Source organism: Rothia mucilaginosa (assembly GCF_049990865.1).
Lineage (GTDB): Bacteria > Actinomycetota > Actinomycetes > Actinomycetales > Micrococcaceae > Rothia > Rothia mucilaginosa_I.
Genome location: NZ_CP188231.1, coordinates 353,344 through 365,524, shown reverse-complemented (window position 1 = coordinate 365,524; position 12,181 = coordinate 353,344). Strand labels below are relative to the sequence as shown.

Genomic DNA, 12,181 nt, shown 5'->3' with positions numbered 1-12,181 from the left:
TTAGGTTTTTAGTGTTCGTGTGCGGCTTTCAGTCGCCCGTGTAGTGCGTTTGTGGTGCATTCTAGTAGAAGGTGCCGGAGGCTCCACTCCCTTTCGGGGTGGGTTTTAGGTCTCCGGCGCTTTTTGTATGCACCTACTTTTGTATGAACCTACACCGTGATGAGGAGTTATTGTGAAGTCTCTGCACCGTACGTCTACCGCTCAGGAGCCTTTTGATAGTTCTGTGGTGAACCGCCGCACTCTCTTGGGTGCCGCTTTGGGTGTTGGTGGCACTGCGCTATTGGCGGCTTGTGGCTCGCAGGGCCGGGGGTCTTCTTCTTCATCTTCTGCAGCGAGCGCTTCTGCTTCTGAGTCTGCGGCGGCTTCGTCTAGTGCCTCTTCCACTGCGGCGGCTTCTTCTGCCGCGCCCTCCCCTGTTGCTTCTGCTACCAGCGCCTCTGCAAATGCTTCGGCTTCTGCGAGCGCCTCTTCTTCCCCGTTGGCTCTTGCTCAGCCCAGTGTTGAGTCTCAGCCGGACTCGTTGCGTTGCCTCGTGAATAAGATGCGCCCCTTTGCGCAGCAGGATTGGGAGCCGAGTGACCTGGTGGAGTTCTACGGTCATCAATTGCGTGCTGAGGCGGCGAAGGCGGCGGATACGATGATTGATGCGGCCGCTACCGATGGCGTGACTCTGCTTGTTTCTAGCGCGTATCGTTCGTATGCGGTGCAGCAGCAGACCTATCAGTATTGGGTTTCGGTGAACGGCCAGAAGGTGGCGGACCAGTTGTCTGCGCGTCCCGGCTATTCGGAGCATCAGACGGGTTTGGCGATTGATTTTGCTTCTCCTGAGGGTTGCCGCTTGGAGGAGTGTTACCGCGATACGCTGGCCGGTCAGTGGTTGGCGAAGAATGCTCCGCGTTACGGATATATTTTGCGTTTCCCTGATGGTCGTCAGTCGGTGACCGGTTATCGTTTTGAGCCGTGGCATTACCGCTATGTGGGTGTGCAGATTGCTCAGGAGTATGTGGCCTCGGGTGCGAAGACTTTTGAGGAGTTTATCGGTACGGGTGCGGCACCCGATTATGCAAGTGCTAGCTAGGCTCTGAGCTAAGCTTTCGGCTTTGCCGGATGCGCCAACTGGTGATGTGTGTCGTATTTCTAGGTTCCGCACCGGAAATAAATAGGCACTGTAGATGCATATTTTTTCGCGTGTACACCCCGTAAATCCGCGGTTTTTCGCAGGTTTCAGAGATTTTTACTCATGCTTTATGTGACCTAGACCTTAAGTATTGGGCACCATAGAACTGCTGTGAAGAAAAACACATGCTTTACAACGAAAATTTTCTCAAGATACTGCTTTTTGAACACCTAAAAGGCGCTATTCTATATCTCATGCTTAAGGGTTTTAAAGATTTTCTGATCCGCGGTAATGTCATCGACCTCGCAGTTGGTCTGATCATGGGTACCGCCTTCACCGCTGTGGTGAACGCACTTGTCCAGTCCGTCCTGATGCCGGCTATCTCGATGCTGGTTAAGTCCCCCAACTTCGATGAATTCCTGGTCTTCGACCAGATCAAGGTTGGCGTGTTCCTGACCGCTGTTGTCAACTTCATCCTGATCGCAGCTGCTGTGTACTTCGCAGTTGTTGTGCCCGTTCAGAAGCTGACCGAGCTGGCTGCAAAGAACAAGGCTGAGGAAGAGGAAGAAGAGGAAGAGACCGAGATCGCACTCCTGAAGGAGATTCGCGACGCTCTGGCAAAGAAGTAATTTCTCTGCTCTCTACCACTAACTTTCAAAACCCCCGTATCCCCTGTGGATACGGGGGTTTTCCGCATCCTCTTCCCCTGTGCCTGTTCCTGATAACGCAGAAGGGCTGGGAAGGTATCTCTACACCTTCCCAGCCCTTTCTCGATCCTCCGTTAGGGAAGAATACGTTTAGAGTGCCAGTTCCTTAGCCACAACGTCAGCCAGCTGCTGAGCAACCTCATCAGCCTGCTCCTGGGTGGCAGCTTCAACCATCACGCGCACCAGAGGCTCGGTGCCGGATGCACGCAGCAGCACGCGGCCGCTGGCACCCAGTACGCCTTCAGCCTCGCTGACAGCAGCAGCGAGCGCCTCGTTGGTCTTCACAGCCGCACGGTCAACGCCCTTGACGTTGATTAGACGCTGCGGGGTGGGCTGCATGCGCGATGCCAGCTCGGAGAGGGTCTGGCCGCTACGAGCCACCTCTGCAGCCAGCTGGATACCGGTCAGAACGCCGTCACCGGTGGTTGCGTAGTCGCTCATGATGACGTGACCGGACTGCTCGCCGCCCAGGTTGTAGCCGTGCTCGCGCATGGACTCGAGGACGTAGCGGTCACCGACCGCGGTGCGGCCGAGGGTGATGCCGTGCTCGCGCAGGTACAGCTCCAGGCCAAGGCTGCTCATCACGGTTGCGACGAGGGTGTCCTTTGCGAGCTTGCCTTCGCGCTTAGCGGCAACAGCCAGGATAGCCATAATCTGGTCGCCGTCTACCAGGTTGCCCTTTTCGTCAACTGCCTGGCAGCGGTCGGAGTCGCCGTCATGGGCGATGCCGAGGTCCGCGCCGTGCTCAACCACAGCTGCCTGCAGCTTCTCCGGGTGGGTGGAGCCCACACCGTCATTGATGTTGGTGCCGTTGGGCTCTACAGCCAGTGCAATGACCTCTGCGCCCAGCGCCTCGAAGGTTGCCGGGGATGCCGCGTAGGCTGCACCGTTTGCGCAGTCCAGAACAATCTTCATGCCGGCAAGGGGCTTGCCTTCGGGAAGGGTGGAGACCAGGTGCTTCACGTAAGCCTCGGTACCGTCCTCCAGGGGCTTGACGGTACCCACAGCACCACCGGTCGGGTAGCGGAAGGACTTCTCGCGGTAGACGCGCTCAATAGCGTCCTCAACGGAGTCTTCCAGCTTCTGGCCGCCGCGAGCCAGGAACTTAATACCGTTGTCCGCTGCGGGGTTGTGCGATGCAGAAATCATCACGCCGAAGTCAGCACCGGTGTGTGCCACCAGGTAAGCTGCTGCGGGGGTGGGGACAATGCCAGCGTCCAGCACGTCAACACCTGCGCTAGCGAAGCCAGCCTTCATCGCAGAGACAATAAAGTCTGCAGAGGATCGGGAGTCATTTGCAATCACGGCACGGGGGCGTACACCCTCTTCTACCGTGTCAAAGCCCAGAACAATAGAAGCCGCCTGAGCGAGCTCCATAGCCAGGGCGGGAGTAATTACATCGTTTGCCAGACCGCGTACGCCGTCGGTTCCAAAAAGTCGTTCAGTCACCCTTTTATTTTACGTTGTGAGTAACTCTGCTTAGGCGTATACACCGTAAATTCTTCAGAATCAGAAAGTGATTTTCAGCGGCTACACATCTGCTTCATAACTAAGGTTCGTGTAAATGCGCGAAGGTGCCTGCTCTCCGTTCCCGGGTTGGGAAAAGAGAGACAGGCACCTTCATAGCGCAAGCTGTTTGGCAGCCATATCGCCGCAGGGTTGAGTTTTTACTCTCCCCTATCTATCGACGCTTACTTGACAACCGGGAAGCCGTCGGGAGAGTCGCCGGACTCATCCTCGAAGACGTCGGATGCGGAGCGGACGATCAGCGAGTCGAGCTCGCCCACGACTGCCTCATCCTTGGCGGGGTAGTCGAACTGGGTGAGCACGTAACGCATTGCTTCCAGGCGTGCGCGCTTCTTGTCGTTGGACTTGATAACGGTCCAGGGAGCGTCACCGGTGTGGGTGTAGAAGAACATTGCTTCCTTCGCCGCGGTGTAGTCGTCCCACTTGTCCAGGGAGGCCAGGTCGGTGGGGGAAAGCTTCCACTGACGAACCGGATCGGTACGGCGGGAGGTGAAGCGTGCGAGCTGCTCTTCGCGGGTGACGGAGAACCAGAACTTGATGATGTGGATACCGGAGTTCACCAGCATGCGCTCCAGGTCCGGAACTTCGCGCATGAACTCGAAGTACTGTGCCTGGGTGCAGTAACCCATAACGCGCTCAACACCGGCACGGTTGTACCAGGAGCGGTCCATCAGAACGATTTCGCCGCCGGAGGGCAGGTGCTTGATGTAACGCTGGAAGTACCACTGGGTCTGCTCGATATCGGTCGGCTTCTCCAATGCGACAACGCGAGCGCCACGGGGGTTCAGGTGCTCGGTGAAGCGCTTAATGGAGCCACCCTTACCCGCTGCGTCACGGCCTTCGAAGATGATGAGGATCTTCTGACCGGTGGACTTAGCCCAGAGCTGCAGCTTCAGCAGCTCGATCTGCAGGGCACGCTTTTCCTTCTCGTATGCCTTACGGCTGAGCTTGGTGTCGTAGGGGTAGCCCTTCTTCCACGCCTGAGAGGTTTCGTCGTCCTTCTTGTCCTTGCCGAGGGCACGGGTGAGGGAAGCCATTTCGTCCAGTTCTGCCGAGTAGTCTTCAACGACGGAGGTGCGGCGTGCCTGGGGCTTCAGGGCTTCCTTGATGGCTTGTTTCTTCTCAGAACCGGTGTGTGCGTGTGCGCCTTCAGCGGTGTGCTGGTGGGCTTCAGTCTGAGGAGCCTCCACTGCCTGCTCTTCGGGCTTGGTGGAGGGATTCTGCTCTGCCATGAGTACTCTTTTCTTCCTGTCTGCTTTGACTCTTTAACTCTACCGGTGTGCTCTTCGATGAACAAACGTAACAGTTACAAGCACCCTTAACGTTTGAGACCGATAGATACGCAAAACGCCCCGTCCCTCCCAATGGGAGAAGCGGGGCGTAACGCTTCGTGAAAACCAGCGATTAACGCTTGGAGAACTGCGAAGCCTTGCGTGCCTTCTTAAGACCAGCCTTCTTACGCTCGATGACGCGTGCGTCACGGGTCAGGTAGCCAGCCTTCTTCAGTGCGGGGCGGTTGTTCTCGCGGTCGATCTCGTTCAGTGCACGAGCGATACCCAGGCGCAGAGCACCTGCCTGACCGGAGGGGCCACCACCGTTGATGCGTGCGATGACGTCGTATGCACCCTCGAGCTCCAGGAGCTTGAAGGGCTGGTTGACATCCTGCTGGTGCAGCTTGTTGGGGAAGTAGTCTTCCAGGCTACGACCGTTGATGGTCCAGTTGCCGGAACCGGGCACAACGCGAACGCGTGCCACTGCTTCCTTGCGGCGACCAACTGCTGCGCCTGCAACGGTCAGTGCCGGACGTGCTGCCTTAGCCGCTGCGGGGGCAGCGGACTCCGAGGTGTAGCTGGTCAGCTCTTCCTCGACTACGATCTGCTCTTCGTTCTGAGCCACGATTTCTCCTATTGTTTCTTCGTAGGCCCGAATTACTGGGCGACCTGGTTGAATTCGTAGGTCTTGGGCTGCTGTGCCGCGTGCGGGTGCTCGGGGCCAGCGTAGACCTTCAGCTTCTTGAGCTGCTGTGCAGCAAGCTTGTTCTTGGGCAGCATGCCCTTAACAGCCTTCTCAACCGCGCGAACGGGGTTGGTCTCAAGCAGCTCTGCGTAGTTCACGGACTTCAGACCGCCGGGGTAACCCGAGTGGCGGTATGCACGCTTCTGCTCGAGCTTTGCACCGGTCAGGGCGACCTTCTCAGCGTTCACGATGATAACGAAGTCACCGGTGTCAACGTGGGGAGCAAAAGTCGGCTTGTGCTTACCGCGCAGCAGGATAGCGGTCTGGCTTGCGAGGCGGCCGAGAACAACGTCGGTGGCGTCAATGACGTGCCACTGGCGCTCGACTTCGCCGGGCTTGGGAGTATAAGTGCGCAAAATATTGGCCTTTGTCTCGAAATGTACATACGGCGCTTAGTTGGGTATCGCGCCTTTTACTTACGTGCATGACGAACACCCGGGTGAGGACCGAGCTGCCGCCCGTTCTGCCCGTACTCTATACCGCCTTAACGTCCTGCAACTAGACAGCGATTTAGAGCGCGCTCGGGTAGAACACGCACAACATATCAAGACTATACAGGACGTCGAGTGCTTAATCCACCGCCAAAGCCTTAAAAATAGGGCTTTTTTGTCTTAAACACATTTTAAATTCCATCCGTGTAATTCACCCTCGACGGTTGCACTCCCCCGTTGAGCCCCTCACCGCTTTCAGCATGTGACTGGGCTCAATATACAGGCTCAATATACACAGCTCAATATGCACCGGGCATTAAGCACTCTGTGCCTCGTGGTCTTCACGCTTCGCTCGAGCGCGCTCTGCTTGCTCTGCATACAACTCCGGTGCAGGGTAGTAAATCTCAGCCAGAGCAAGCGCATGCGGAGGCGCCAGAGTCAGCGAAGCTTCGCGTCCCGGGCTCTCGATCCGCTCACGCAACCAGGCGGCGTCACGTTTGTCCGTGCCGTAGAGCACCAGCGCGCCCACCAGCGAACGCACCATGTGATGGCAGAAGGCATCAGCCACCACGCGCACCTCAATAAGACCGCTCTCTGTGCGAGTGAAGCTAAGCTCTCGCAGTTCACGAATTGTGGTTGCACCTTCACGCGGTTTGCAGAAGGAGAGGAAATCGCGCAGACCGAGCAGCTGTTGTGCCGACTGATTAAGATCAGCACAATCCAGATGCTCAGGCACCGCCCAGGTGTAGGTGCGGTGCAGCGGGTTAAGACCGTCCGCCGCGCCATCTGCAATGCGATAAACGTAACGGCGACCGGTAGCGGAGAAACGCGCATCAAAATCGAAGGGAACCTCAGTAACCCGGTGAATCTGAATAGCGCCCTGCAGAATACCGCGAACATTCTTCGGCAAGTTCAACTGCTCTTCCGCATCGTAGAGGCAGCGTTGCAGAGCACCGGTGAGGCGGCGACCCAGGGCAGCCGTCGGGTCGTCCTCCCCCGTTCGACCCTGCAGGCGAGCCCAATCTTCATCATTCAAATCACAATGCAGGGTCTGGGCTTCCGCATGCACACCGGCGTCGGTTCGGCCCGCGACCACCACGCGGTGAGGTGCACGCAAAATCAGTTCAAGGGCGCTCTCAATGACTCCCTGCACCGTGACAAGGTTCGGCTGGGCAGCCCATCCGCTGAAAAGGGAACCGTCGTAGGCACAATCAATTCGCACGCGGTGCGTAGCAATGAAGAGCTGCTCTTCGTGATTCTCTAAAGCAGTAGCATTCTGCATTGGTGTGCCTTTCAGCGGTGATAGTGTACGAAAACATTGGCAGGTTCTTGAAGATTGAGGGGACCTCAGGAACAGCTTCATCTTAAAGTATGCAGATACGTCAATCCGCCGCCCACAATAGTGGACGGCGGATTGACATATTTTAGGCTTAGCCTAAATCAGCTGAGATCCGTATTACTCGGAAACCTTCTGTGCTGCTGCGCCACCTGCGGGGGCGTAACCTGCAGCCTCTGCCGACTCAGCGGAGTCGAACCAGATTTCAGCCTTGGTGCTGGAGTACCAACGGGAACCGGGCACGTGGTACTTCATGGAATCGGCGTTACCCTTAACCTCGAAGCCCTCGGGAGCCTCGCCGGACTCCAGGGGTGCGTGGGAACCTGCGGGCAGGCCCTCAGCTGCTTCAGCCTTGGGAGCCTCAGCTGCCTTCTCAGCAACCTTGGTTGCCTCAGCAACTGCACCCTTGGTTGCAACGGGCTCCATGACGAGCTCGATGACAGCCATGGGAGCGTTGTCACCCTTGCGGTTACCGATCTTGATGATGCGGGTGTAACCACCGGGGCGCTCTGCCATTGCCGGAGCAATAACGGTGAAGAGCTCGTGCACGACGGACTTATCGGTGATGGAACGCAGCACGCGACGGCGAGCAGCCAGGTCGCCCTTCTTACCGAAGGTGATGAAGCGCTCTGCCACCGGACGCAGGCGCTTTGCCTTGGTCAGGGTGGTGGTGATGCGCTTGTGCTGGAACAGCTGCGCCGACAGGTTGTTGAGCATGTGGCGCTCGTGGGTCGGGGAACCGCCGAGGCGGGGACCCTTAGTGGGAGTAGGCATAGTTAAATCTCCATAGTTGCGTTCCCTAACGCCCCAGCAGCGGAGCCTCTTAGGGAATCAAGTTTGACTGATCCCGGTGGAACCGGGTGAACTATTCGGTCGAAATTATTCGCCGGAACCGTCTTCGTCATCAAGCGGGCGTGCAGCAGGCTCGAAACCGGGAGGGGAGTCCTTCAGGGACAGGCCAAGCTCCATGAGCTTTGCCTTGACCTCGTCAATGGACTTAGCACCGAAGTTACGGATGTCCATCAGGTCAGCTTCACTGCGGGTCACGAGCTCACCCACGGTGTGGATGCCCTCGCGCTTGAGGCAGTTGTAGGAACGAACGGACATGTTCAGTTCCTCAATTGCCAGTGCCAGATCAGCTGCCATGGACTCGTCGGCGGGCGACGGGCCAACTTCGATACCCTCAGCTGCAATGTTCAGCTCACGTGCCAGGCCGAAGAGCTCGACCAGGGTGCTGCCTGCAGAAGCAACGGCGTCACGCGGTGCGATGGCTTCCTTGGTTTCGACGTCCAGGGTCAGGCTGTCGAAGTCGGTGCGCTGCTCAACACGGGTCGCGTTCACGCTGAAGGTAACCTTCAGAACCGGGGAGTAGATGGAGTCAACCGGGATACGGCCAATCTCGCCATCGCCGACCTTGTTCTGAGCTGCAGTCACGTAGCCGCGACCGCGCTCGATAACCAGCTCAGCGTTGAAGTTTGCCGAGGCGTTCAGGGTTGCCAGGTGCAGTTCCGGGTTGTGGATCTCCACGCCAGCGGGAACCTCGATGTCGCCTGCGGTCAGTTCACCTTCGCCCTGCTTGCGCAGGTAGGCCACGACGGGCTCGTCGTTCTCAGAAGAGATGGAGAGCTTCTTGATGTTCAAGATGATCTCAGTGACGTCCTCGGTCACGCCGGGAACGGTGCTGAACTCGTGCAGTACACCATCAATGCGGACGCTGGTAACAGCGGCGCCGGGGATGGAGGACAGCAGAGTACGGCGGAGGGAGTTACCCATGGTGTAGCCGAAACCGGGCTCCAGAGGCTCGATGGTGAAGCGCGAGCGGTTGGGCGCTACGACCTCTTCAGTCAGAGTGGGGCGCTGTGCAATAAGCACTTTGTTTCCTTTCGGTGAGCTCCGCTATATGAGCCCACAGGTTGGGGAAAACATATCTTAGGAAGCAGACGGGTGTCTGTACTCTCCGGGTACAGCTCCGTACGGAGTGTACCCGTCGAGGGATTAGGTCGAGACCTAATTAGACGCGGCGGCGCTTCGGGGGACGGCAACCGTTGTGTGCAACGGGGGTAACGTCCTGGATCGAACCGACCTCGAGGCCTGCAGCCTGCAGGGAGCGGATTGCGGTTTCGCGACCGGAACCGGGGCCCTTGACGAACACGTCAACCTTGCGGACGCCGTGCTCCTTGGCGCGGTTTGCAGCAGCCTCAGCAGCCAGCTGTGCGGCGTAGGGGGTGGACTTACGGGAGCCCTTGAAGCCCATGTCGCCAGCGGAGGACCAGGAGATCACTGCACCGGTGGGATCGGTGATGGAGACGATGGTGTTGTTGAAGGTCGACTTGATGTGAGCCTGACCAGCAACGATGTTCTTGCTAACCTTGCGGCGGTTGGTCTTACGAGCTGCCGCAGCGCGAGTCTTGGGAGGCATTTTTGATTCTCCTACAAAGGTTTTCTAATACGTTGGTCGGATAGGGATATCCAACAGAGCAACGTTGCTTACTTCTTCTTACCTGCGACGGTACGCTTCGGGCCCTTGCGGGTACGTGCGTTAGTCTTGGTGCGCTGACCGTGAACCGGCAGGCCGCGGCGGTGGCGCAGGCCCTGGTAGGAACCGATTTCAACCTTACGGCGGATGTCAGCTGCAACCTCGCGGCGAAGATCACCTTCAACCTTGTAGTTGCCTTCGATGAAGTCACGAAGTGCCACGAGCTCCTGGTCGGTCAGGTCCTTGACGCGGGTGTCAGGGTTGACGCCGGTAGCAGCGAGGGTTTCGTGTGCACGGGTCTTGCCCACGCCGTAGATGTAAGTGAGAGCAACTTCCACGCGCTTTTCGCGGGGAATATCAACTCCAGCGAGACGTGCCATACTGGCTTCTCCTTGTTGTTTTCCAGAGGTCTATAGCATCACTGCCCGGGTTATTCTTACCCGGTCCCCGGCCTCTGAGTCCGGAGGTATCCGAAGGCGCCTCGTGGGCGTTGCTTCGGAGCGGTGCCTATGACAATTCCGCCCTCTGTTGGGGCAGTTATGAAGTCAGCTGCTAGGGATTAGCCCTGGCGCTGCTTGTGGCGCGGGTTTTCGCAGATCACCATGACCACACCGTGACGGCGGATCACCTTGCACTTATCGCAGATCGGCTTAACGCTCGGCTTGACCTTCATCGCATTCCTTTTGATTGCAACTTGATTACTGGCGAGATAAGAGGTTCCCTCACTTACGTTGGGGAACTGCGTTATCCCTTTGAACACGATTTAAACGCCGCCAGGGGCGACGTTTATCTCGGGTTTACTTGTAACGGTAGACGATACGACCTCGGGAAAGGTCGTAGGGGCTCAGTTCCACTACTACTCGGTCCTCAGGCAGGATGCGAATGTAGTGCTGACGCATCTTGCCCGAGATGTGTGCGAGAACCTTGTGGCCGTTATCCAGCTCAACACGGAACATCGCGTTGGGCAGAGCTTCAACCACAGAGCCTTCAATCTCGATGACGCCGTCTTTCTTAGCCATATCCTCCGCTAACGTCGGTGCCCGTCGCAGGTGCGGCGGGCAAATGTATCTTCTGTTTGTGAGCTCACCGCGGTGAGGTGCTAGGGCGTTTTAAGGCGCACTTAACACTGGCACAAACAACCAACTGTTAACTGTACGGCAAAGACATGGGAAAAACAACCGTGATTTTTATGACATCAGGCACTTAAGGTTTAAAAGGAAGAAGCCCCTCCCCCATGCTCCAGAAAGTCTTAAGGACTTCCATCCGCAGGAAAGGGGCACCGCTTATCGGTCAAAGCTCAGTTGCTTAGTCTTCCTTAGCTGCAAGCTGACCGCATGCGCCATCAATATCGGAACCGCGAGTATCACGAATAGTCGTCGGAATACCGTGGGCACGCAGACGCTCCACAAAGTTCTGCTCAACGCCCTTACGGGATGCCGTCCACTTCGAACCCGGGGTCGGGTTCAGCGGAATCGGGTTCACGTGCACCCAACCGCGACCGCGCTGAGCCAGCTTCTTACCGAGCAGATCCGCACGCCAGCCCTGATCGTTAATATCGCGAATCAGTGCGTACTCAATGGAGACGCGACGGCCGGTCGTACGGTAGTAGTCGTACGCAGCGTCCAGAGTCTCGTCGACCTTCCAGCGCTGGTTAATCGGGATGAGCTCATCACGCAGCTCATCATCCGGAGCGTGCAGAGACAGCGCCAAAGTAATGGGCAGCTTCTCCATCTCGAACTTACGAATACCCGGCACCAGGCCCACGGTCGACATGGTCAGACCGCGAGCAGAAATACCGAGGCCCTCGGGCGAAGGGTCAATCAGGCGGTGCACAGCGCCCATGGTTGCCTTGTAGTTAGCGAGCGCCTCACCCATGCCCATGAAGACAATATTGGAAACACGCAGCGGACGAGTATCCTCAGAACCGCCTTCTGCTTCTTCCAATCCCTTCATCTGCTTCAGGTAGCGGGCACCGGCAACGACCTGCTCCACAATTTCTGCGGTGGACAGGTTACGGGTCAAACCCTGCTGACCGGTCGCGCAGAAGGGGCAGTTCATGCCACAGCCAGCCTGCGAAGAGATGCACATGGTCACGCGGTTGTCATAGCGCATGATGACGGACTCAATGAGCGCACCGTCAAAGAGGCGGTGCACAACCTTCAGGGTGTCGCCACCGTCAGCCTCGAGGGTACGGACCGGGGTCAGTAGCTGGGGCATCGCCTGAGCAACCATCTGCTCGCGATCCTTGGCCGGCAGGTCAGTCATCTCAGCGGGGTCAGTGACCAGACGCTCAAAATAGTGCTTGGACAGCTGGGATGCACGGAACGACTGGTAGCCCAGTTCCTTCAGAAATTCGCGGCGGCCAGCCATGTCGAAGTCAGCGATATGCTTGGGCGGCTTCGCACGGCGCGGTGCTTTCAGGGCAATCTGGCCGGGTGCGGGGCGAACGTTCGAGATTTCAACCGGCACCTTGGTCGCAGCGGGTGCGGTTGCCTCGCCGCTGTTGAGAGTTTCGCTCATGGAGCTTCTTCCTTGTGATGTGGATGCTTTCGGATGCGCTATCACGCACCG

General features: G+C 57.7%; 14 protein-coding genes. 2 read left to right on the top strand and 12 right to left on the bottom strand.

Translation table 11 applies throughout. From position 1 onward, the window contains the following. Positions 1–172 precede the first annotated feature (172 nt). Positions 173–1,078, top strand: coding sequence for a M15 family metallopeptidase (locus tag ACP3RB_RS01575; RefSeq protein WP_426699228.1), 906 nt, complete (start codon positions 173–175; stop codon positions 1,076–1,078). A 293-nt stretch (positions 1,079–1,371) separates the two neighbouring features. Continuing rightward, a complete protein-coding gene (gene mscL / locus ACP3RB_RS01570; RefSeq protein WP_294632050.1) occupies positions 1,372–1,746 on the top strand; it encodes a large conductance mechanosensitive channel protein MscL in 375 nt (124 codons plus the stop codon). 168 nt (positions 1,747–1,914) lie between these two features. On the opposite strand, the gene glmM is transcribed toward mscL, so the two are convergent. The 12 genes from glmM to rlmN all read right to left on the bottom strand — a co-directional run bounded on the left by glmM (position 1,915) and on the right by rlmN (position 12,130). After that, positions 1,915–3,273, bottom strand: a complete 1,359-nt coding sequence (glmM, locus tag ACP3RB_RS01565) for a phosphoglucosamine mutase (RefSeq protein WP_311448940.1) — start codon at positions 3,271–3,273, stop codon at positions 1,915–1,917. 242 nt (positions 3,274–3,515) lie between these two features. After that, positions 3,516–4,583, bottom strand: a complete 1,068-nt coding sequence (gene ppk2, locus ACP3RB_RS01560; RefSeq protein WP_311448939.1) for a polyphosphate kinase 2 — start codon at positions 4,581–4,583, stop codon at positions 3,516–3,518. A 172-nt stretch (positions 4,584–4,755) separates the two neighbouring features. Then, positions 4,756–5,247 carry a 30S ribosomal protein S9 gene (rpsI, locus tag ACP3RB_RS01555; protein ID WP_005505036.1) on the bottom strand — a complete coding sequence of 164 codons (492 nt, stop codon included), beginning with the start codon at positions 5,245–5,247 and terminating at the stop codon, positions 4,756–4,758. A gap of 32 nt (positions 5,248–5,279) precedes the next feature. Beyond that, positions 5,280–5,723: a 50S ribosomal protein L13 gene (gene rplM / locus ACP3RB_RS01550; RefSeq protein ID WP_005505035.1), complete on the bottom strand. Its 444-nt coding sequence runs from the start codon at positions 5,721–5,723 to the stop codon at positions 5,280–5,282. 391 nt (positions 5,724–6,114) lie between these two features. Beyond that, positions 6,115–7,080, bottom strand: a complete 966-nt coding sequence (truA, locus tag ACP3RB_RS01545) for a tRNA pseudouridine(38-40) synthase TruA (protein WP_424826945.1) — start codon at positions 7,078–7,080, stop codon at positions 6,115–6,117. Between the two features lie 174 nt (positions 7,081–7,254). Further along, positions 7,255–7,908, bottom strand: a complete 654-nt coding sequence (gene rplQ, locus ACP3RB_RS01540) for a 50S ribosomal protein L17 (protein ID WP_005505032.1) — start codon at positions 7,906–7,908, stop codon at positions 7,255–7,257. Positions 7,909–8,013: 105 nt separating this feature from the next. After that, positions 8,014–9,006: a DNA-directed RNA polymerase subunit alpha gene (locus ACP3RB_RS01535; protein ID WP_304191857.1), complete on the bottom strand. Its 993-nt coding sequence runs from the start codon at positions 9,004–9,006 to the stop codon at positions 8,014–8,016. Positions 9,007–9,145: 139 nt separating this feature from the next. Next, entirely contained in the window at positions 9,146–9,553 is a 408-nt protein-coding gene (rpsK, locus tag ACP3RB_RS01530) for a 30S ribosomal protein S11 (protein WP_005505028.1), read from the bottom strand. A 68-nt stretch (positions 9,554–9,621) separates the two neighbouring features. Then, a complete protein-coding gene (gene rpsM / locus ACP3RB_RS01525) occupies positions 9,622–9,990 on the bottom strand; it encodes a 30S ribosomal protein S13 (RefSeq protein ID WP_005505026.1) in 369 nt (122 codons plus the stop codon). A gap of 179 nt (positions 9,991–10,169) precedes the next feature. Continuing rightward, complete coding sequence (gene rpmJ / locus ACP3RB_RS01520) at positions 10,170–10,283, bottom strand: 50S ribosomal protein L36 (protein WP_004005257.1); 114 nt, start codon at positions 10,281–10,283, stop codon at positions 10,170–10,172. 124 nt (positions 10,284–10,407) lie between these two features. Next, positions 10,408–10,629: a translation initiation factor IF-1 gene (gene infA / locus ACP3RB_RS01515; protein ID WP_005505018.1), complete on the bottom strand. Its 222-nt coding sequence runs from the start codon at positions 10,627–10,629 to the stop codon at positions 10,408–10,410. Positions 10,630–10,915: 286 nt separating this feature from the next. Continuing rightward, the gene (gene rlmN / locus ACP3RB_RS01510; RefSeq protein ID WP_005505017.1) at positions 10,916–12,130 is read right to left on the bottom strand and encodes a 23S rRNA (adenine(2503)-C(2))-methyltransferase RlmN; all 1,215 of its coding nucleotides are present in this window, start codon (positions 12,128–12,130) and stop codon (positions 10,916–10,918) included. Between the last annotated feature and the right edge of the window lie 51 nt (positions 12,131–12,181).